The 21,672-nt window shown below is 37.2% G+C and carries 15 protein-coding genes; 8 read left to right on the top strand and 7 right to left on the bottom strand.

Translation table 11 applies throughout. The annotated features are described in order from the left end of the window. Positions 1-211: 211 nt before the first annotated feature. The 4 genes from bioB to QM491_RS02115 form a co-directional block, all read right to left on the bottom strand. Positions 212-1,252, bottom strand: a complete 1,041-nt coding sequence (gene bioB, locus QM491_RS02130; RefSeq protein WP_283325603.1) for a biotin synthase BioB — start codon at positions 1,250-1,252, stop codon at positions 212-214. 121 nt (positions 1,253-1,373) lie between these two features. After that, positions 1,374-3,149: a signal peptide peptidase SppA gene (sppA, locus tag QM491_RS02125; RefSeq protein ID WP_283325602.1), complete on the bottom strand. Its 1,776-nt coding sequence runs from the start codon at positions 3,147-3,149 to the stop codon at positions 1,374-1,376. Between the two features lie 531 nt (positions 3,150-3,680). After that, positions 3,681-4,295, bottom strand: coding sequence for an inorganic pyrophosphatase (locus QM491_RS02120; protein ID WP_283325601.1), 615 nt, complete (start codon positions 4,293-4,295; stop codon positions 3,681-3,683). Positions 4,296-4,408: 113 nt separating this feature from the next. Further along, positions 4,409-5,086, bottom strand: a complete 678-nt coding sequence (locus QM491_RS02115; protein WP_283325600.1) for a TatD family hydrolase — start codon at positions 5,084-5,086, stop codon at positions 4,409-4,411. A 116-nt stretch (positions 5,087-5,202) separates the two neighbouring features. Between QM491_RS02115 and QM491_RS02110 the strand changes: the two genes are divergently transcribed. The 4 genes from QM491_RS02110 (at position 5,203) to QM491_RS02095 (ending at position 9,697) form a co-directional block, all read left to right on the top strand. Next, a complete protein-coding gene (locus tag QM491_RS02110) occupies positions 5,203-6,771 on the top strand; it encodes a cryptochrome/deoxyribodipyrimidine photo-lyase family protein (protein ID WP_283325599.1) in 1,569 nt (522 codons plus the stop codon). Between the two features lie 127 nt (positions 6,772-6,898). Beyond that, entirely contained in the window at positions 6,899-7,474 is a 576-nt protein-coding gene (gene def / locus QM491_RS02105; protein ID WP_283325598.1) for a peptide deformylase, read from the top strand. Between the two features lie 50 nt (positions 7,475-7,524). Then, on the top strand, positions 7,525-8,400 hold the full coding sequence (locus tag QM491_RS02100; RefSeq protein ID WP_283325597.1) for a DMT family transporter: 876 nt from the start codon (positions 7,525-7,527) through the stop codon (positions 8,398-8,400). Positions 8,401-8,617: 217 nt separating this feature from the next. Further along, the gene (locus tag QM491_RS02095) at positions 8,618-9,697 is read left to right on the top strand and encodes a M15 family metallopeptidase (protein ID WP_283325596.1); all 1,080 of its coding nucleotides are present in this window, start codon (positions 8,618-8,620) and stop codon (positions 9,695-9,697) included. Positions 9,698-9,915: 218 nt separating this feature from the next. Here the strand turns inward: QM491_RS02095 and fmt are convergent, their stop codons facing one another. Further along, positions 9,916-10,839 (bottom strand): methionyl-tRNA formyltransferase, encoded by a 924-nt coding sequence (gene fmt / locus QM491_RS02090; protein ID WP_283325595.1) that lies wholly within the window; start codon positions 10,837-10,839, stop codon positions 9,916-9,918. A 418-nt stretch (positions 10,840-11,257) separates the two neighbouring features. Here fmt and greA point away from each other — a divergent pair, with 418 nt between their 5' ends. From greA to QM491_RS02070, 4 genes are all read left to right on the top strand, one after another. Further along, a complete protein-coding gene (gene greA / locus QM491_RS02085; RefSeq protein WP_166550646.1) occupies positions 11,258-11,731 on the top strand; it encodes a transcription elongation factor GreA in 474 nt (157 codons plus the stop codon). 235 nt (positions 11,732-11,966) lie between these two features. Continuing rightward, positions 11,967-14,030 (top strand): BatA domain-containing protein, encoded by a 2,064-nt coding sequence (locus QM491_RS02080; protein ID WP_283325594.1) that lies wholly within the window; start codon positions 11,967-11,969, stop codon positions 14,028-14,030. A 115-nt stretch (positions 14,031-14,145) separates the two neighbouring features. After that, positions 14,146-14,616 (top strand): redoxin domain-containing protein, encoded by a 471-nt coding sequence (locus QM491_RS02075; RefSeq protein WP_283325593.1) that lies wholly within the window; start codon positions 14,146-14,148, stop codon positions 14,614-14,616. 77 nt (positions 14,617-14,693) lie between these two features. After that, the gene (locus tag QM491_RS02070) at positions 14,694-15,281 is read left to right on the top strand and encodes a DUF6992 family protein (RefSeq protein WP_283325592.1); all 588 of its coding nucleotides are present in this window, start codon (positions 14,694-14,696) and stop codon (positions 15,279-15,281) included. A gap of 233 nt (positions 15,282-15,514) precedes the next feature. Here the strand turns inward: QM491_RS02070 and QM491_RS02065 are convergent, their stop codons facing one another. Together QM491_RS02065 and QM491_RS02060 are read right to left on the bottom strand one after the other, a co-directional pair. Continuing rightward, the gene (locus QM491_RS02065; RefSeq protein WP_283325591.1) at positions 15,515-18,346 is read right to left on the bottom strand and encodes a T9SS type A sorting domain-containing protein; all 2,832 of its coding nucleotides are present in this window, start codon (positions 18,344-18,346) and stop codon (positions 15,515-15,517) included. Positions 18,347-18,637: 291 nt separating this feature from the next. Further along, positions 18,638-21,466, bottom strand: coding sequence for a T9SS type A sorting domain-containing protein (locus QM491_RS02060; RefSeq protein ID WP_283325590.1), 2,829 nt, complete (start codon positions 21,464-21,466; stop codon positions 18,638-18,640). Positions 21,467-21,672 lie beyond the last annotated feature (206 nt).

The raw sequence follows: 21,672 nt of genomic DNA, 5'->3' as shown, positions 1-21,672 counted from the left end.
TTATAGTAAACGGAAATTTTTTATGTAGACAACTATATAACTTTGGAGTCACTCACAAATACATAGATAGTTGATTAAACGGCAAAAAAAATAGGACTTTCCTTAAAAAGTCCTATTCATTACTGTGTTTATGTCAATCTTAATTTTGGGTAAATAGGGGTTTCATCATAGAAAAAGACTACTTTGAAGCTTTTTTTACCCATTATCAATATTAAGAAATTACAACTTCTTCAATACCCAAAGCTTTTCCTGCTGTTGGGGTTACTTGGAATTCAACTGGTGCTTTACTCTCATCTTTGAACGCCTTACGAGGCTTGATATTCAAGATTTGGAATAACTCTTTATCTGAATTCACATTAGGGTTTGGCGTTGTCAACAACACATCTCCTGAGAATACTGAGTTAGCACCTGCCATGAAGCAAAATGCTTGTCCTTCGTAAGAAAGCTCCAAACGGCCAGCCGACAAACGAACCATTGATTTTGGCATGATAATACGAGCCGTAGCAATTGTACGAACCATATCCCAAACCGAAGCAGGGTCTTGTCCTTCGAGTGGTGTACCTGCTACTGGTACAAGGTTGTTGATAGGTACTGAATCTGGATGTTTTGGTAAGTTAGCCAAGGTTTGAAGCATACCAACACGGTCTTTTGACGATTCGCCTAAACCAATGATACCACCCGAACAAACAGAAAGATTTGCTTTACGCACGTTTTCTAGCGTATTCAAACGATCGTCGTAAGTTCTAGTAGAAATAATATCATCATAATGTTCTTCTGAAGTATCTACATTGTGGTTGTATGCGTACAAGCCTGCATCTTTCAACTTTTGAGCTTGTTCTTCTGACAACATACCCAAGGTACAGCATACTTCCATACCCAAAGCATTTACGCCTTTCACCATTTCTAACACTTTGTCGAAATCACGGTTGTCACGAACCTCACGCCAAGCAGCACCCATACAGAAGCGAGAACTACCTGCATCTTGTGCACGTTCAGCAGCAGCCATAACCTCCTCAACTTCCATCAATTTCTGAACTTTTACGTTCGTGTGGTAGCGAGCCGCTTGCGAGCAGTAAGAACAATCTTCTGGACAACCACCAGTTTTGATTGACAACAATGTACTTACTTGTACTTCTTGTGGGTCATGGTGTTGACGGTGTACAGTAGCTGCACGATATACTAAGTCTAAAAAAGGAAGGTTATAGATTTCTTCAATCTCTTCTCTTGTCCAGTTATTTCTAATCATATCCATATTGTTTGCAAATTGATACGCTGCGACACATCGCAATCGTGTTACACAATACCAAAATTAAAAAGGACTTCCCGTTCCACCAAACGAGAAGCCCTTTTGTGTAGCATATTTAGCAAAATAACTATTTGAATTCAATCGCAAAAGGCATCAAAGCCAAATAGCCTTCTTGTGTCTTAACTTTCTGAACCTGTTTTACATAAGATGCCATTTCACCAAATTGTGCTTTCAAGAATTTAGCTTCCATTTCATCTTCTTTCTTATCCATAAGTTCTTCGAAGAATGATTTTGGTGTTGGATAATATCTTACTTTATAGTCATCAGTTTTTACCTTAGCCATTTTTGCAGCTATTTCAATTGCCTTGTTCAAGTCTCCTAGAACATCGACCAAACCATTTGCCTTCGCCTGCTCACCTGTCCAAACACGACCTCCTGCCAAAGATTTCAATTTGTCGATATTCATGTGACGACCTTGTGCCGCTTTCGAAGTAAAGGTTTCATAACCAGCATTTACACGAGCTTGGAACCAGTTTTTCTCAAAATCAGTTAATTCCCTTGTTACTGTTGGAAAATCTGAATGAGCATTGGTATTCACACGGTCGTGAGTAATACCCAATTTATTTTTGAAGAAATTTTCAAAATTAAAGAACTGTGCAAAAATACCAATTGAACCAGTAATAGTCGTTGGTAATGCTACAATGGTATCTGCTCCCATAGCCATGTAGTATCCACCAGAAGCAGCATAATCACCCATAGATGCCACCACAGGTTTTACCTTTTTGGCTAATTGTACTTCATGCCACATTACATCCGAAGCCAATGATGAACCACCTGGGCTATCGATACGCAATACAATCGCTTTTACTTTTTTGTCGTCACGAGCTTTGCGTAATTCGGCAACAAAATCATCAGAACCGATATTACCCGAACTTGCTTTAGCTCCTTCGATAGTACCTTCTGATACAATTACGGCAATACGGTTGTCAGAATCATTGAAAGGAATAGCAGATTCAGCTTTCATGAATTTACCTAAACCAACATAAGTCAATTTGTCGTCGGCATCGATATTCAATTTCTTTTTCAAGGCTGTTTCAAATTCATCTAAATATCCAACATTAGTCACTAATTTAGACTGTAATGCGCCTTTTGGTTCGTAAGCCGTTAGTTCATCAGCTACTTTTTTCAATGCCTCCGCACTAATTCCTCTCGAAGTAGCAATTTGAGACATGATTTGGTTATTGATTGAACCTAGCAATTCGTTGTATTGAGCACGGTTTTCTTCACTCATATTTTCACGAATGAATGGTTCTACCGCTGACTTAAATTGTCCTACACGAAATACCACTGGCTTTATATCCAGTTTATCGAGCGTACCTTTAAAGAACGAAATCTCTGCACTAATTCCATTAAAATCTAAACCACCTGCTGGGTTTAAAAATATCTTATCTGCTACCGAAGTAAGGTAATAGCCTTTTTCAGTAAAAGACTCCCCGTAAGCATAGATAAACTTCCCTGACTTTTTGAAAGCCAGCAAAGCATCTCTGATTTCTTGTAACTGTGCATAACCAGCTATTGGATAATGCGCCTGAAGCGAAATACCCTTGATATGTGTATCGACAGCCGCACGTTTGAGTGCTTCACGAATTTGCACCAAACCAACTTCATCGCTATTATCGGCAAAAGGACCACCTAAGTTTTTCAAAGGATTTTCGTCTTCTGCTACATTTTCGACGATAGGATGATTAAGGTCTAATTTTAAGACCGTATTTTCTTTCAAGGCTGTTTTGTCTTCGCTACCGCCAATAGCCGCTGCGATGCCTATTAAAATAAAAAAGCCAAAAAGGAAGAAGAGAAAAAGACCAACAATGGTCGCAAATACATTTTTGAGGAATCCTAGCATACTTTTAAAAGATGTTAAAGAAATACCTTACAAGTAGTTCTTTTAAAATGTGTTTTACGTTTTGGTTTTGTGTATTAGTAGTCAACTTCAGAGCAAGGCAATTAAAAATTATCTGAAAGTTTTATTTTTACTCAAACTACAAAGTTAATTTTTATACGCATTGTTCAAATGTTTTGTTTGAAGTAATGAGTAAATGACTAATTGCAGTTTCAAAGATTCAAAAATAAAATAGAGCCAAGGTATCTCTAGCAATTTGTGTTGTGTGGAAAAAGACAGGGATAAAAGGTGTAGGTAAAATATAAAAATAAAAGCCCAAGCAACAGGATTGCTTGAGCTTTTGGCATATTAGTTTTGAGACATAAAGTACTCAATTAATTTCGATGCGCTATTAACGTCTTTTTCAAGCACCTGTAACTCAAACTGAGCATCTTTCGAAACCTCCGCTTTGATACCCGCCAACGACAAGCGTGATTGAATATCTTCGGCCGAACCAAGTGTTTCGAACTCAGCAATTGTTACAAGCTCTAAGCTTCACCCGAACATGTTACGGTAATCTTCACGAGATTTCAAGATTACTTGGTGAGCTACTTCGCTACCATAAACATCGTCGATATCTACAGCTACTTTTTCTTCACCTGGGATATTTTTGTAAGTCAAGAAGTAGTGAACCAAACGGTCGATGATACTTTTTGGACAATCTTTGATGTCTTTCCATTTACCGTACATTGAGTCATCTTTCAATACAGCAATGATTTTGTCATCAGCTTCACCTTTGTCAATCATACGAATACCACCGATAGGGATAGCTTCGCAAATGATGTCACCATGCGTGATAGCACGTTCAGAAAGAACCAAAATATCAAGAGGGTCACCATCTCCTTTTTCGATTTCTTTACCCGATGCGCTACGAGCCAATTCAGCCGTCAATTCACCACAGTATGTTTGAGGCACAAAGCCGTACAAAGCAGGTACAATGTTAGAGAATTTTTGAGGACGGTCGATTTTCAAATACCCTGTTTCCTTGTCGATTTCGTATTTTACGGTATCTGTAGATACGATTTCGATAAATGAGTTAACAATTTTCGGCATATCCTTTCCGATTTGGATACCATGCCAAGGATGGGCTTTATAAAAATTACGTTGCATAAGTAATAATTGCAGTCTCCACTGCGGGTTGTTGGTGAGATTACTCACGGTCTTTCATCAAGGATAGAGGGCGAGGGTATTCCTCGGCTGATTACTGATTGATAGCCTTGATGTTAGACTATTTGTTTAAAATTAGAGTATATTTTTTCTTGTAAATATTCAACATCAACCTCTAATTGCTTAGAAGCAGCCACAAAGATACTTGATATTGTGCAATTCTTATCGTCTGTCTCAAGAAATAACTGCTTAATTGGGATAGATGTGATTAAACGGCTAGCATTGGATTTGTCTTGTAAAAGCGCCGACCCTAACGAGATATATAATTGATGCTGAATAAGTTGTTTCAAAATTTGCTCATTATTATTAAAACCATGAATCAGCCAAGGGAGTCTAGGACGTAACAATTTTTTAATTTGGATGATTTCCGAAAAAGCTCGCACACAATGAATCACCATAGGCTTCTTGAATTCTTCTGCGATTTGGATTTGTGTTTTAAAGACATTTATTTGAAAAGTCCAATCTGTTTGACAGATTTTATCTAAACCACATTCTCCTAAAAACAAGACCTTCGGATGAGCTAAAATCTTTTTTAACAAAGTCAAATCAGCTTCTAATTGACCTTCTTTCAAATACCAAGGATGTAACCCTGCCGAAAAAAACTGATTAGGTAAAGAGTTTTCTATTGGTTTTATCCAAATCTCATCAGAAATCTCCGAATCTATAATCAGGTTTTCTACCTGAATAATAGCTTCGTCTGCTTCGATATGGTGAGTGTGGATATTGAGATACATGTTTTTATTGAGTGAATGAGCGATTGGTGATTGAGTGATTTTTCCAATAAATACATCTGTAAAGACGCAATTCCTTGTGGTTTTACACTTCGAAATTAAAACAATTCTTCCACAAATTGATTTATCATAGATGGGTCACCGCATTGGGAGATATGCCATCTGCTTATCACTCACTCGTCAATGTGAAAAACGAAACATTATTTAGCATGTCATCTATCTCGGTTATCTGGTTCAAAAGAGATTTACGTTTGCTCGACCATCAGCCTTTGCAAAAAGCTATTGAAGATGGACGACCGCTATTACTTTTGTATATCTTCGAACCAAGTCTAATCCAAGATGTACATTATAGTCCACGTCATTGGCAGTTTGTGTGGGAGTCATTGATTAATCTACAGAAGAGACTTTTTCAAATAAACCCCAATGCCAAACTTTGGATTTTAAGAGAGGAAGTATTGCCATTTTTTCAAAAATGCCTTTCCTCCTATCCCATTCATTCGTTATACTCTTACCAAGAAACAGGTATCTCTTTGACATTTGCTAGAGATAAAAGCCTTGCAAAATATCTTAGTACTCAATCTGTCACTTGGCACGAATATCAATGTAATGGCGTAAAAAGAGGTCTGAAGCATCGAGAAGATTGGATGAAATCGTGGTATGCTTTTATGCACGAAGCTCAAGCTATGCCTGACTGGTCAAAGGCTACATTCTCAGACATTGATTTATCAGGTTTTGAAATCACAAATTTTCAAGATATTTGTCCCAATTACTCTCCTGCGCAGCCTATGCAGCCTGGAGGCGAATCTTATGCTCAAAAATATATGCAGAGTTTTTGGAAAGAGCGGTGCAGATTTTACTCAAAACATATTTCAAAACCACTCGAAGCTCGCAAATCCTGTAGCAGACTATCTCCTTATATTGCTTGGGGAAACCTTTCCATAAAACAAGTGTATCAGGAGAGTTTACAACAAAGTAAAAAATATCCTTTTCTTAAAAAATCGCTAGAAAACTTCCGTTCGAGACTGCGTTGGCATTGTCATTTTATTCAAAAATTTGAATCAGATGAACGCATTGAGTCTGAAAACCTCAATCGTGGCTATGACGACTTGTATTTTTCTGATAATCATACTCATTTTGAAGCTTGGTGCAATGGACAAACAGGCTATCCGCTAGTAGATGCTTGCATGCGCTGTTTGGTGAGTACTGGCTATCTCAATTTTCGGATGCGGGCTATGCTCGTTTCCTTTTTGACCCATAATCTTGCCTATCATTGGAAGCCAGCAGCCTTATTTTTGGCTCAACAATTTCTAGACTTTGAGCCGGGCATACATTATCCACAAATTCAAATGCAAGCTGGAGTAACAGGGGTAAATACCGTCAGGATTTATAACCCTACCAAGCAAGCCCAAGATCATGACCCTGAGGGGATTTTTATCAAACAATGGGTTCCAGAGCTTGCCAATTGTCCCGTAGCATTGATTCATGAGCCTTGGAAATTAACCCCTATGGAACAGCATTTATATCAAATAGAAATCGGAAAAACCTATCCTTTTCCCTTGATGGATATAGAAAAAGAGCATCAAAAAGTAAAGGAGCGGATTTGGGGACACAAAGCCAAATCGGAAGTCAAGCAACACAAAAAGGATATTTTGACAAAACATGCGATACCTTTTCAACAAAAGTCTTGATTTTGGCTCAGGTAGATTGCAAAGAAGTGTAGTTCAAAGCTGGTTTTTTCCGTACCTTTGCATCCAAATTCTGAAATAACAAAGATAGTCCTCATGATAGGACCTATACACAAAGCAAATTAGCACAATGATTTATCCGATTATACCTTACGGCGACCCCGTTCTCAGAAAAGAAGCTGACGATATAGAAAAAGGCTCGATTGATGTTAAACAATTGGCCGAAGATATGTTCGAAACCATGTATGCAGCTTCTGGAGTAGGTTTGGCTGCACCACAAATTGGTATGAGTATCCGTATGTTTGTCGTAGATGGTCGCCCATTCAATGAAGGTGAAGATCTTGACGAAAGAGATAAAGACCCTTCAGTTGTAGATTTCAAAAAAGTATTCATCAATGCTGAAATCCTAGAAGAAGATGGCGATGAGTGGGGTTTTGAAGAAGGTTGTTTGTCTATCCCAGGTATTCGTGCAGATGTTTACAGACCAGAATTTGTAAAAATTCATTATTACGATACCGATTGGAACGAGCACACAGAAGTTTATGAAGGTCTAGCAGCTCGTATTATCCAACACGAATACGACCATATCGATGGTATTTTGTTTACCGATCACCTTAGTCCTGTCAAAAAACGTATGCTTAAAAATAAGCTCAGTGACATTTCGAAAGGCAAGGTAAAAGTTGACTATAAAATGAAATTCAAATAGCATCTATCCCAAATCTAGTAATATGGATTTGGGATTTTTTGTAATTACTCATGAAAAATATACTTGCAGGCTTATTCTTTGCGATGTTGTGGGCTTCGGCATCGGCTGCGACCAAAATTGGATTATTAGATGCCCAGCCATTCGTAATAGGTAACTGTCGATTCTTTATTGCGGGGTTTATCATGCTGTGCGCCAGCTTGATTTTCCAAAAATCTAGACTCCCCCAAGGTAAAGAATGGAAACAGCTGGCTATTTACGGCTTTTTGAATGTGACCTTATATTTGGGTTGTTTTGTCTTGGCCATGAAAAAAGTCTCTGCTGGTATCGGCTCGCTTTCTACAGCCACTAATCCTTTGATTATTAGTGTCATTTCAGCTATTTGGATGAAACGAGCCATCAAAAAAGGAGAACTGACAGGACTAATTTTAGGGATTGCTGGCGTAGCTATTGCGACTTATCCTTTATTAGTAAAAAGCTACGCAAGCGTAGATGGACTATTGATTTTGGCAACTAGTATGATTTCCTATTCAGTAGGTACGATTTATTATTCGCAACAAAAATGGGATTTACCATTATTGACAATCAATGGTTGGCAAGTACTTATAGGAGGCGTCATGCTTCTACCAGTTACATTTTTGATGACAGACTGGGAAAACAATCACTATACAGTACGCTTCTGGAGCTCAGTATTTTGGTTGGTTGTTCCAGTGTCTATTGCAGCAGTACAGCTTTGGTTATATTTGCTTAAAACAGATGCAGTCAAGGCTTCACTTTGGTTATTCTTATGCCCTATTTTTGGTTTCTTATATGCCTCTGTCCTCCTCGACGAGCCTATTACCACTTATACTTACATAGGAACGGCATTGGTTATTTTGGGTCTTTATGTAGCACAACGAGAAAAATTTCAGTCTAAATCATCAACCTAGGTATTAATTAAATTAATTTGGCAAAAGAAATAATGTTGAATTGGGGTTAGGTTTGTACGAAGGATTATAAAACTGTTTATTTCGGATATCGGATGTTGGATTTCGGAAGTAGAAGTCAAGTAGGTAATACCTCCGCAATCCAGCCACCCAAAATGGCTAATTTTTGCCTAATACACATAAAAAACCGAAAGCCCATTATAATCCCGATATTCCATTTATGTTAAGATTCTTTAAACTATTATTACCCTTATTATCTCTTTCGTTGCTTGCCTGTAGTTTTTTAAAAGATTCTGTAGAAGATGCCACTTGGCAAGATTTGGGATGCGATACTACTCAAAAAGTAAGTACCTTAGCCATTTATGACATGGTACAACCTTTTTATGAAACAGATACTTTTTTACAGCTCAATATCAAACCCACTGCTATTTATGTAGCCACTGTAGGCCTGCGCCAAGAGATTAAAATGACTGGTTACAAGCTTGATTCTCTTAATCAACCCATGGAAATTCCTAACATAGCGGGAACATCTGGAATCACCTCTACATGGATTGAACAGGCATATTTGGGTGCACTCATTTATACTCCTCGATATTTGTACGACCGTTGGACAAGAATGCTCGAAAATGACCGTGCAACTTTCCTAGCCAAACGTGATTCTATCAAAACTATTATGGCCGAAAAGCACAGCAGTATTAAGGTGATTTCAGATTTACGTTCTATTGCTAACCAACGTAAGTACTTATCTCGTAAACGTACCGCTTCGCCTGTGTCAATGCACAATTTTGGTTTGGCAGCAGACTTCGCCATTTTCAGAGGTCGTCGAATCTCAAATACGCTTTCCAGCTATAAGCCCCTAGATACGCTTACTGCACAATATGGACTTACTTGGGGAGGTAATTTTGTGGGCTTCATGGACCCTGGCCACATTCAATATTTCAAGAATGGAGCTACTTTGGTTCAAAAATATCCTGTGTTAAGATTTGAGTTTGAACCATATCGAGATTTTTATCTTAGTACAGTAGAAAAAGCCGTGAAATCAGGTAAAATTAATCGTGTAGTAGATACCGCCGACCTATTGTCACTACTCAATGAACTTCGCCGAAATCAACCTTGTAGCTGTGGTAAAGTCGCTAAGAAAATTAACTTGAATACCCTTGAAAAAATAAAAGGAATTTTAAAAAGTACATCCTACAATGCACAAAATGACATTGTCATAATTGGTGATTTAGAAGACCAAACATTGTCATTAGTAACCTCAAAAGGAATTATTACCCTAGAATTAGGAAAGTGGAGATAAAGATATTTGGCTTATCAACTTTGTCAAAGTAAAGACTTTGACAAAGTTGAGCCTAGTGTGATTAAGTATTTATAACCAATATATTAGTGAATTAAGCAGAGGAAAATCCTCAAAGTTATGCAAGCATAACTTTATCTCTTGCAAATGTAAGACGCTTTACTAACGCAAACAACCTTTTTAAGATAAAACTTTTGTTAACTATTTATAAAACAGCACACTTATAATTTATTTCCTCTCAAGAAGTCCTGAATTCCCATGCGTTTTTTCATCTCCAATTGAAGTTCCTCAATTGCAAGCCATCCTTCAGAGCATTTGAAGTAAAGATAACTCTTATTATCACTCACCCACTGTCCTACATTTACCTCCTCTGTACTCTCAAAATCAGTTACAATACTTGTTTTATAAACTTTACAAGATTTATCACCTAAGAAAGTCCACGCCGCAGGATAAGGCGACAAACCTCGTACAAAATCATACACTACTTTAGCAGGCTTTTCCCAATCAATTTGACAGGTTTCTTTAAAAATCTTTGGTGCATGGTGTAAAGTCTGATTTTCGTTTTGAGGTTCTTGAGGATAACTTCCCGATTCAATAGCACGTACAGTTTTAAGAACTAATTTAGCTCCTATGTGCATCAATCTCTCATAGACAGTACCAACATTATCATCTTCATTGATAGGTTCTTTTTCTTGAAAAATCACCGAGCCAGTATCTATTTCATGTTTCAAAAAGAAAGTGGTTACTCCTGTTTCTTTTTCACCATTGATAATAGCCCAGTTGATTGGTGCTGCGCCACGATACTGAGGTAATAACGAACCATGTAAATTAAAAGTCCCCAAAGGAGGCATTTGCCAAACTACTTCTGGCAACATTCTAAACGCCACTACAATTTGTAAGTCAGCTTGATAGCTTTTGAGTTCTTCCAAAAATGCAGGAGATTTCAGTTTTTCTGGTTGTAAAATCGGAATATGTGGTGCATTATTCAAAACATATTCTTTCACGGCTGACATACCCAATTTTTGTCCACGACCAATGGGTTTGTCTGGTGCAGTCACTACAGCTACCACCTCACAGCCGTTATCTACCAAAATCCTTAAACTTTCTACCGCAAATTCGGGCGTACCCATGAATATAATTTTCATAATTTTTTGATTGTCTATTTTTCTAAAATCACTTTTAATAGCCTCTTTTCACATTTTACAAAACAATTTGTCATTAGATTTCGTTAATGAAAAACAAGGGTAAAAACAGTCAGTTATATTTATTCTTTTAAAAACACAAAATGGATTTCTTTTTTGAAAAAGCGCAAAAATAAGCTATCTTTGTAATCTCAATTCACACAAAATGAAAAGAACACAAGCAATAACGGCACAAATATAACTTCGATTTTCTACAAAGGTCTTAAAATCTTGTAGAACGGTCAGAAGCCGTTCTTTTTTATTTGTCTGAGTTGAAACTTTAATTGGGAATTCCGTCTTTTTGCTGGCAAGAAATTGTCAGTAATTTTTTTTGTATTCACCACCAAATCAGTCTAAAACATTTTAAACATAGCAGAACAGTATGGCAAAGGTACAGTATTATACGCAGGAAAAACTTGATGAGCTAAGAGCAGAACTTCATTACCTTAAAATTCAGGGGCGTGCAGATATGGCTAAACAAATTGCTGAAGCTCGTGACAAAGGTGATCTTAGTGAAAATGCGGAGTATGATGCGGCCAAAGATGCACAAGGATTATTGGAATTAAAGATTTCTAAAATGGAAGAAATCGTAGCTAATGCGCGTGCTTTAGACGAATCTACTATTGATATTTCTAAAGTTTCTATTCTATCGAAGGTAAAAATCAAAAATCGTCGTAATGGAATGGAAGTAACTTACACGATTGTATCGGAAGAAGAAGCTGATTTAAAGGCTTTTAAAATCTCTATTTCTTCGCCATTTGGAAAAGGTTTATTTGGTAAAAAAGTAGGTGATGTTGCCGAAATCACTGCCCCTGCTGGAAAACTAGAATTCGATATTTTGGAAATTTCTCGCTAATACCCTCTGCTTTATTTCCTCTAAGCTTTTACTCTAGCGAAAAGTCCATAAATATTTGGAATAAATTTTGCAAAAGCCCTCATTGAGATAAATCAATGAGGGCTTTTTTGTAGTTTTATAATTATATTAAAAACTCACCCTTCAAGAATGTAACGTAATAGCTACTCGGGCAAATTTTTTCGAGAATCTATCGTTGTCAAACTAAAAACCCTGAAATAAGACCTATATTTCGTACATGCAATTTTTATATCCTAGTTTTTTGTGGGCTTTGCTAGCGGCAGCCATTCCTGTGATTATTCACTTGTTTAATTTCCGCAGGACCAAAAAGGTTTATTTTACCAATGTCGCTTTCTTAAAAGCTGTTAACACTACCACTTCATCGTTTCGTAGACTCAAGCATTTGCTGATTATGGCTGCTCGAATCTTAGCGATTATCTGTTTGGTGTTGGCTTTTGCACAACCTATTCTTACACCAAAATCGGGTAATATTTCCAAAAGCGCTGGTCTTACGAGCATTTATATCGATAACTCTTTATCGATGCAAAATGAGTTGAACAAAAAAAGTTATCTCGACAAAGCCATCAATAAAGTAGAAGAACTCTTGACGGCTTTTCCGCAAGGTTCGAGACTTCAATTGGTCACCAATGATTTTTCGGCACAAGAACATAGTTTGAACAACGCTCAACAACTCAAAGAGCGTACCACAACGATTGATTATACACACACGCCTCGCACTATCGAAAACGTGCTAAAGCGCCAAACTAGTTTAGCGGCCAAACATCAATCTCAAGGAGGCAATCAATTCATTCTTTTTTCTGATTTTCAAAAAAGTACCGCAGGAACACTCAATCAATTAAAAGTAGATACTTCGAATACGGTTTTCTTGGTTCCTGTGCAAGCTAAAGCTATTCAAAATGTTTTTGTAGATTCCGTTTGGTTGAATACGCCTTTTATCAGAGAAATGCAAGTGAATACTTTGACCGTAAAACTTTCTAACACTGGCGAAAGAGCAGTACAAAATCTTCCCATAAAATTATTTGTTGACGAAGTTCAAATAGCCTCTGCTATAGCTAATATTGATGCTCATGGTACTACCACAGCTAATTTTAATTTTACGGTAAAAGATAAAGGCTTCAAAAAAGGAAGAATTTCGTTTGATGATACTCCTATTGCTTTTGATAACGACTACTACTTTGTATTGCATGCTGCACCCAAAATTCGAGTATTACATTTATTTGGACAAAGTGCACCTGAGAAATTTGTCCAGCATGTTTTCGAAAATGATAGCGTATTTGCTCTTCGTAGTGTGTCGGCGAGCAATGTGGATGTAGGTCAAATCAGAACATCAGATTTGGTTGTACTCGAAGGAGTTCTAGTTATAGATGGCAGTTTGAGTGTAAGTTTACAAGATTTTATTAAAGCTGGTGGCTCAGTAATGATTATTCCTCCTACTGCTCCAGATGTGGCTAATTATACTTCATTTTTAGGAAAATATGGTATCCGAAATATTCAGCTCAAATCGAATACGCCATCTGAATTAAACATTCTAGCAGAACCTAGCAAATCTGGTGGTTTCTTTGGAGATATTTTCGATAGTTCAAATCTTCGTGCTATGTTACAAATGCCTTCGCAATCGGCTAATCTGACATGGCAAGTTGCTGGCGAAAAGCTTTTGCAGTTTCGCAATGGTATGCCTTATTTGAGCAGTACGAGTGTTGGTCAAGGTGAAATATATTTGTTAGCTTCGCCACTCGCCAAAGAATGGGGTGATTTTGCTCGAAATGCCTTATTTGTCCCAATTATGTACAAAATCGGTGCGCTTAGTGTTCGTCAAGAGCCATCGGCATATTCATTCAAAGACAATACCTTTACACTTGAAGTGGATAATGCCAATGCCAACACAAGCTTTAAACTCAAAAAAGGCAAGCTTGAACTGATTCCAATTCAACAACTCAATGGCAAGCAACTAACCATTGAGCTTCCTAAAGCAAACCAACTCAACGAGGGGCAAGCAATTGAATCAGGCTACTATGAGTTGATGAATAATGGAAAAGTTGATCGTATTTTAGCCTTTAATCATGACCATAGCGAATCACAAATGGATTTTTATTCAAGTGAAGAGTTAAAATCTATTTTTGGTACTCAGAAAAACGTACAGGTTTTTGACCAAATTGATGATACAGATTTTGTCAAAACATTCAAAGAACAAAACTTTGGAAAAGCCTTATGGCGCTATTTTTTGATTGGAGCACTTATCTTTTTAGCGATAGAAATCTTACTAGTGAGATTTTTTAAATAATTTATAGAAAGAGTTTTCATTAGTGCTAAAAGCTATCCAAAAACATTTTTGCAATCACTTAGTTATTTTATAAAATCAAGGTTTGCTTGATTTCACATCTAAAACAATTATCAAAATGGCATTACAAAAAGGCGATAAAGCTCCAGCATTCACGCTTTATAACACTGAGAAAGCTGAAATTTCATTGGCAGATTATCAAGGCAAAAACGTAGTATTGTTGTTTTTCCCATTTGCATTTACAAGCGTATGTACAACAGAATTGTGTGAAATGCGAGACAATATTCTTACTTATTCTAGCCTCAAAGCTGAAATTTTGGCGGTATCGGTAGATTCTTTGTTTACTTTAGGAAAATTCAAAGAAGAGCAAAACCTTCCATTCCATTTGCTTTCTGATTTCAATAAAGAAGCTTCTACAGCTTACGATAGCATTTACGAAACGTTTGCTTTTGGCACAAAAGGTGTTTCTAAACGTTCGGCATTTGTGATTGATGGCGAAGGCATTATCCAATATGCTGAGGTATTAGAAAATGCTGGAGACGTACCAAATTTTGCTATTGTAAAGGAAACATTAGCATCACTAGCTTAGTTTAAGAGTAATGAATGGTAGTAGACTATATAAAAACTAGCTCAACTACCATTCTTTCACATCCATATCTTTTACTTATGCTAAAATATCTTACCATTTTCGTTGGTGTACTTTTAGGGTCTGGTTGTTTTGCACAAACAACAGACCCTAATTTATTTTACAGAGAACAGATTCAGATAAACCAAGATGGCATGAAGGTATTGGGAGGCTGGGCTGCTGCCAATATGATTGCGAGTGGTATAGCCACTGCACAAACGCAAGGAAGTTCTAAATATTTCCATCAAATGAATATTTACTGGAATATCGTAAATGGAGGATTGGTGGCACTTAGTGTATTGCAAGCAAACAAGCAACTTCAACATCTACCTGACAATTGGGAAGCAAATAGGGCTTTACAAAAGAAAGTGGAAAAGCTTTTTCTTATCAATACAGGGCTTGACTTGGTGTATATTGGAACTGGAGCCTATTTACTGAATCGAAGTACATCTACATCATCCGAAATGTTGAAAGGATATGGACAATCTTTAATCTTACAGGGGGGATTCCTATTTTTATTCGATGGAGCCATGTATCTATTGCATCACAAACATGGATTAAAGCACAGCAAGCTACTCAACCAAATAGCTTTTGATGGACAGAGAATATCCGTCAGATGGGTGTTTTAAATAATTTAGTGACTTGAGATTGAGTGGATGAGTGATTAATTTAAAATTTGTATTCTGGCAGTAGAGACGCAATTAATGCGTCTTAAGCTGAGTAAAATCTAGCATAGTAGCATCAAAAAAGCGGTCGGAAAATATTTTCCGACCGCTTTTTTGATGAAAACTTAGAGAATAACCCCAATCTTAAAATTCAGGATGACTCATGTTTGATACTATATTTTTAAACGCAACTATAACTAGCGATTGATTTGAATATGTTTGGTTGCCGTAAAATTATCGTTTCGGATTCTAATTAAATAGGGTCCTTCTGGCAACTGAGTTAAATTTATATCTTTCTTAGTTTCAAAAGTAGCTATATCAGAAGCATATATCAACGAACCTCTATTTGTGTACACCTCTACTTTGAGATTTGCCCAAGGGTAGCGAGTATCGAGTGTAAACGCTCCATTACTTGGATTAGGATACACGGCAAATCCACCATCTTCATACAACTGTATATTTTTTCTGTCCGAAATAGGAGAAAGACAAAATTTAGTTCCGTAGCTCTGTGTAGAATAAAGTTTCTTTGCTGCCACTTGAATATCACCTGGGTCACTTAGTTTGATTTGGCTAGTCGAACCATCCAATTGAGTACCATTCAAGCTCCAGACATATTGTTCTGTTTGAGGATTAGCCACCCCAATCGAATAAGGGCTATATCGTACAATTTCATCAACCAAAACTTTTGCAGGAGTAGGTTTAACCGCTACATAAATCGGCGAAGAAGGAGCTGAATTACAATTGTTATTATCTGTTTGGAAAGCCTTAAATACGCCAGATATATTCACATTGAGATTTTGTACAAGATATTGGCTTGTTTTTCCACCTTGTACTGCTATCCAAGTAGGATAATTCCCATTTGTCAAAGCCATTTGTAACACGGTATTATCACCATCACAAAAAACAGTATCCTTACTCCATTCAATTGTTGGGGTTGCAGGAATTTGGTTGACTTTGATAGCCAGGGGAGAAGAACTCAATGAAACACATCCTTTACTATCAATTGTCTGAACGGTATAGTTGCCACTTTGGCGAACATTTAGAGTTCTGGTACTTGTTCCTGTATTCCATTTATAGCTTACAGCTCCTGTATTCGATGAAATTAAATCGACACTGGTATCAGAACAAAATGTTGTTGGACCATTAGGAACAATATTTGGTGTCACTGGTAAAGGATTTACCTTTACAACAACAGCATTCGAAGCAAACGAAGAGCACCCTTCAGAGTTAATCGTTTTAACTGTATATGATCCTGACTGATTTACAGAAATCGCAGCAGAAGTTGCTCCTGTAGACCAACGGTAAGCTAGATTTTGACCTGAAGAAGTTAATGTGACTTGTGAGTCTGCACAAAACTCTAAAGCACTATTAGCACTAATAGCTGGTTGGGCTGGTGAGCTTTTAATAAAAGTAGTCAATGGTGCCGACTGTGTCAAACATCCAGAATTATCAAGTGCTGTTACAGTATAGTTTCCTGCATCATTAAGAGTAATACTTTGTCCTGAGGCACCTGTGCTCCAACGAAATGCTACGCCGTTTGAAGCAGAAACTGTCAATCCATCGTTCTGGCAAACACCAACCGTTCCCGAAGGATTTGTTGTGACTGTCTGAGGGCTTGAAGTTCTTACTAAAATTGGGGAAAATTGCATTACATTACCACGGCTATCGATTGCACGAGCATAGTAAGTCCCGTTGGTAAGTGTAACTTTTTGCTGAGTAGAAAAAATTGCACTTTCAAAGTTGACACTACGTGACCATTGATACTGATTATATCCTGATGGCATTGTAACATCCAAGGTATTGTTACCACAAGCAAAAGTCATTTGAGGCTGTACTGTTGGTACTTGTGGGATAGAATTCTGAAAAAAACTATCATTAAGTGAATTGCTCCATGCTTGTCCTAATTGTAACAAGCCATCGCCATGAAAGTGTAAACAGTCTGAACGTCCAGGATTTTGTATTCTATCTGTTTCTGGTCCTAAAAACGCATTTGACATAGTAGTAGCTACTGTTCGTTGAGCGGCTAGTACGGGCTCCCATGATTCAGATGCGATTGCAGGATTACAAATATTTGGCGAAACACTAGCAGATGTTTGTGAAATAACCCAAGCTATATTTTTACCAAGCTGTTCTCTTGTTTTTCCGATAACTACTTGAAGCTTGGCAATATAGTCAGCCTGAGATGTTTTGTAAGGTACATTGTCTGCTTCTCCTTGACACCATAACACTGATCTAGCACCTAACAAGGGAACAAAATATTGCAACACTGATTCCAATCCACTGTAGGGCAATCTATTAGGATAATAACCTCCAAGATATGTATTATAAGCGCTACCACCGATTGAAGTTACAAACCACGATTCAATGGAAGTCCCATTAAAGCCTGCATTTAGGAAAAGAATAGGTACATTAAGCCTTGCAGCAAGTAAATCCCCTAGTTTTCCCCAGCAATATGCGCCTTTTCCTCTAGGAGCAATATAAGTATCAGCACTTAATTGAGAAAAAGGACTCAAGGTAGCATAACTATTTCCTCCATTGGTTTGATCATTGGCTGTTCCAAATGTATTAACTCTATCATCTTGAGCACCTTGCTGTCCCATATTAAACAATCCCTCAGCATTGGATTGCCCTGCAATAATAAATACCTCTCCTACTCCAAATCTATCTATGGATGCAATCTGCCCTACTACATTATTGTTGAGGACACCTCTTACTTCAATACGATACCAACCTTGGTTGATAGTCATTGAACTTGAAAAACCTCCATTTGTAGGAAAATCTTTCAATGTTTTCCAGTCAGTCCACTCTCCTGGATTTCCTTGTCCAGCATTAATGGCAACTAATCTAGCCTCAATTCTGTCAACTTGTTGCTCGTATGTACCAGATACGGTAATTGTGGCAACTCCAGCATTATTACGTTGATAAACCGCACGATTGAGCGGGGAGGTAATGGAAATTTGTCCTAAACTTATGCTCACTACTCCCAATAACGTAACTATGACTCCTAATAATTTTCTTAAAAAAAGCATAAATCTAAATTCAGTTTTTATTTCTTCAAAAATCCACTGAGGCTTCTGCGAAACTTAGTCTATTTCAAGTTAAGCAACATGGTTAACCATATTATTTATGTTCAAAAACATTACAAAGAAATTGCTTATCAGGCATATTTCTATCCTAGTCTTGTTCTAACTTAGTAACTGGTATAGAATATTTATAAACAAACATCATTTCACAGATGCTTCAGGATAGTCATCTATAAAATGATGTTTGTTAAATATAATATGTTTTATATATCCTTAAAACAAGAATATACGCTCCTCTTAGCGCGTAATAATGAGCTGCTTGGTCAGACGATAATTTTGAGAATCTACTCTTAGCAAATAAGTTCCTATGGGTAGATGACTCAAATCTAAAGTTCGGCGACTGCTAAAATCGAATTTATCTGATGTATATACTTCTATACCTGTCATTGTATAAACTCTAATAATAGCTCCCTCTAAATTATATTTACAATCTACACTAAATACGCCGTTTGTTGGATTTGGATAAATCGAAACACCCTTGTCATCAGGAAACTTAAACTCGGTTGTCTCTATTGTCGAATTTGTTTTTGTATCAAAATACGTTACCAATGAAATTTCAGGCGAAATACATACTAACGGAGACGTTGATGCCTGTATTGGATACTTCCTTTTTGACTGTAAAGTATAAACACCCTCAGTTATGGCACGAATCAAAGTATCTTTAGTATTAAGAGCCTGCCCACTTAAACTCCATGCGTACTCGTCTACTGGTTGGGTAGAGCGCGCTGCCAATAAATATGGACCAACCCTATAAATAATAGGAGATGCAGGCTTAGCCTTACGAACTGCCCAAATGGCATTAGAAGGTTTTGAATAACATCCTTTGGCATCCACTACATAACCCTTAATCAAAGCAGTAGTAGATACATCAATGGCTGAAGCATTTTCGCCACTCAAGGCTGTGTTTTTCTCCCAGTTAAAAGCAACATAATTTGTATTAGCAGGGGTCAATGAAATTCGGGTTTTAGAGCCTTCACAAAATACTGTATCTGTAGTTGCACGTATTGTTGGTGTTGTTGGGAGGGGATTTACAAGCGTTGGAACTCCCACCGATGGAGCCGAATAGCATCCATTAGCTCCTATTGTGCGAACAGTAAACGTTCCAGCTGTCTTGATATCTACATCTTGCGTAGTTAATCCATTACTCCATAGATATCCTACTGCACTTATATTTGAAGAGCTTAATTTTGCACTTTGTCCATCACAAAACTCTGTTGAACTTTTCAATGCGATGGTAGGTTGTACAGGTCTGGGTTTAGAAACTAATGAAACCCCATTTGAAAATGGTGATAAGCAAGCATTTTGGTCAATAATACGAACAGAATATGTTCCATTAGTCCCAATATTCAGAGTTTTTGTTCTTGCTATAACATCCGTAGAAGTATTTGATACCCACTCATATAATGCACCATCAGATGACGTAAGCCCCACAGTTGTACCTTCACAATAATTCAAATCTGCGTTAGCAGAAACAATTGGAGGTGCTGGAGGAGTATTGGCTTTTACTGTGATTGGTGGAATTTGAATAATATTTCCATTAGGTTTTGTTATTTTGGCAAAATAAGTACCTGAACCAACAGTTACATCTTTGGTATTACCCATAACTTCGTAATTACTACTCACCCACTGATAAGCAGAATATCCCGCAGGTAAACTCAAACTAAGCTTTTGGTCTGAAATACATGTAAGGCTCACAGCTGGAATTGATTCAGCCATGATCGGTGCATTCAAATCAAAGAAATTTCTTGAATCATTACTGCTTACAGGGTTGGTTAAAGTACTAATCCAAGAATTAGCAACTTCATCTAAACCAGAGCCAGTGAAGTGAACACACTGATCTCTATCACCAATTTTATCTACTTGAATATTGTCAGTAAAAGGCCCAGGGAAGATAGGAGAAAATGACTGATCTGCAATAGCAAGGTTTTGTGCACGAACAATTACGGGAGATGGCTTTGGAGGAAGTGCTCCTGGTAAGCCACAATTCAACACCCCAGAATATGAGGTTCTTGCAACAACCCATGTTAAGTTGTCATTTCCTAAGTCTTTTCTTGTTCTTGTAATCAAACGCTTTAAATTATCTAAATAATTGGCTTCAGTTACAGGTAACGGCTTTTGCTGAGAAGTCGGTAAAGACGCATTTTGTTGTTCTACTGATAGATTCAATAAGTTCTGAGTTTCTCCCTCCATCCACAAAATCGCTCTAATACCCATATTGATACCATAGAATCCTAATACTGCTTTTAAATTAGCATAAGGATAGCCCGGTAAGTATCTATTAACATTATTAGGATCAAACTGAAAATCACTAGGTGCACCAATCGTTGGGTTCTCGGCACTTTCACGCCACACACGAACAGAAGCACCTCCCCATGCAACATTAAAAAATACAATAGGAACATTCAACTTAGTTGCAAGGGCATCACCAACTTTTCCCCAATAATAAGGTCCAATACCTAACGGACCAATAGTAACATCTTTAGCTAATTGAGAAAATTCAATAATAGAAAAAGATTCTGTAGTAGTAGTTACAAAACTTTTATTTTTGGAATCAAAGTTTTTAATATAGGAAGATTCCGTACCATATCCAGGGTCATTTATAAAGTTAGCACAATTGACACGATCATCTGAGGCCGCCGTTTCACTTGTAGATCTTAAACCGCTTCCTCCAGCATTAGATTGTCCAGCAATTACAAAAACTTCACCAACACCTACTCTTTCTATACGGCTTGCATTACCAACTACCGCTCCACGAAGTAGCCCTCGTACCTCCATAGAATACCATCCGCCTGTTAATGTAATCGTACCTTTAAAAAGCCCCCCCGTTGGATTTGTTACAAAAGCAGTCCAATCTAATGCTGTACCCTGCCCAACTTTTACAGGAATAAATCTGACCTGAAGTTCATCTACAGGCTGCGAATAACTACCTACGATTGTAACAATGGCCTTATTGGATAAATCTCTTTGAATCACTTGACGTTGTACAGGAGAGGTAATGGTAATCTGACTTACTACAAAATGGCTAATTAACCAAAAACATAGTAGTAATGGTAATTTTTTAAGCATATCCACTTTAGATTAAATAATGGAGGGTTTGAGTCGAATGTTTATTAGAAATTTTATTTTCATTAAGAAAATAGATGTTTACTATATCTATTTTACTTAGACGTCATTTTTGTTCATTTGGTTGCTCTAGGAATTAATAAAACTTATGTTTATTTTATAATTACATAGGCAATATTCAAAAAACCAGTGTTTTAGAATAATCCAAC

It is taken from the genome of Flectobacillus longus (assembly GCF_030056705.1).
GTDB lineage: Bacteria > Bacteroidota > Bacteroidia > Cytophagales > Spirosomataceae > Flectobacillus > Flectobacillus longus.
Note: the sequence above shows the minus strand (reverse complement) of the source record. Positions and strands in the feature narration are given on the sequence as shown.

Coding starts and splice junctions, on each gene's coding strand:
- QM491_RS02100 (WP_283325597.1), top strand. CDS start 7,525: ATGAAAAATATACTTGCAGGCTTATTCTTTGCGATGTTGTGGGCTTCG.
- QM491_RS02060 (WP_283325590.1), bottom strand. CDS start 21,466: ATGCTTAAAAAATTACCATTACTACTATGTTTTTGGTTAATTAGCCAT.
- QM491_RS02075 (WP_283325593.1), top strand. CDS start 14,146: ATGGCATTACAAAAAGGCGATAAAGCTCCAGCATTCACGCTTTATAAC.
- fmt (WP_283325595.1), bottom strand. CDS start 10,839: ATGAAAATTATATTCATGGGTACGCCCGAATTTGCGGTAGAAAGTTTA.
- sppA (WP_283325602.1), bottom strand. CDS start 3,149: ATGCTAGGATTCCTCAAAAATGTATTTGCGACCATTGTTGGTCTTTTT.
- def (WP_283325598.1), top strand. CDS start 6,899: ATGATTTATCCGATTATACCTTACGGCGACCCCGTTCTCAGAAAAGAA.
- bioB (WP_283325603.1), bottom strand. CDS start 1,252: ATGGATATGATTAGAAATAACTGGACAAGAGAAGAGATTGAAGAAATC.
- QM491_RS02115 (WP_283325600.1), bottom strand. CDS start 5,086: ATGTATCTCAATATCCACACTCACCATATCGAAGCAGACGAAGCTATT.
- greA (WP_166550646.1), top strand. CDS start 11,258: ATGGCAAAGGTACAGTATTATACGCAGGAAAAACTTGATGAGCTAAGA.
- QM491_RS02065 (WP_283325591.1), bottom strand. CDS start 18,346: ATGCTTTTTTTAAGAAAATTATTAGGAGTCATAGTTACGTTATTGGGA.
- QM491_RS02095 (WP_283325596.1), top strand. CDS start 8,618: ATGTTAAGATTCTTTAAACTATTATTACCCTTATTATCTCTTTCGTTG.
- QM491_RS02120 (WP_283325601.1), bottom strand. CDS start 4,295: ATGCAACGTAATTTTTATAAAGCCCATCCTTGGCATGGTATCCAAATC.
- QM491_RS02070 (WP_283325592.1), top strand. CDS start 14,694: ATGCTAAAATATCTTACCATTTTCGTTGGTGTACTTTTAGGGTCTGGT.
- QM491_RS02080 (WP_283325594.1), top strand. CDS start 11,967: ATGCAATTTTTATATCCTAGTTTTTTGTGGGCTTTGCTAGCGGCAGCC.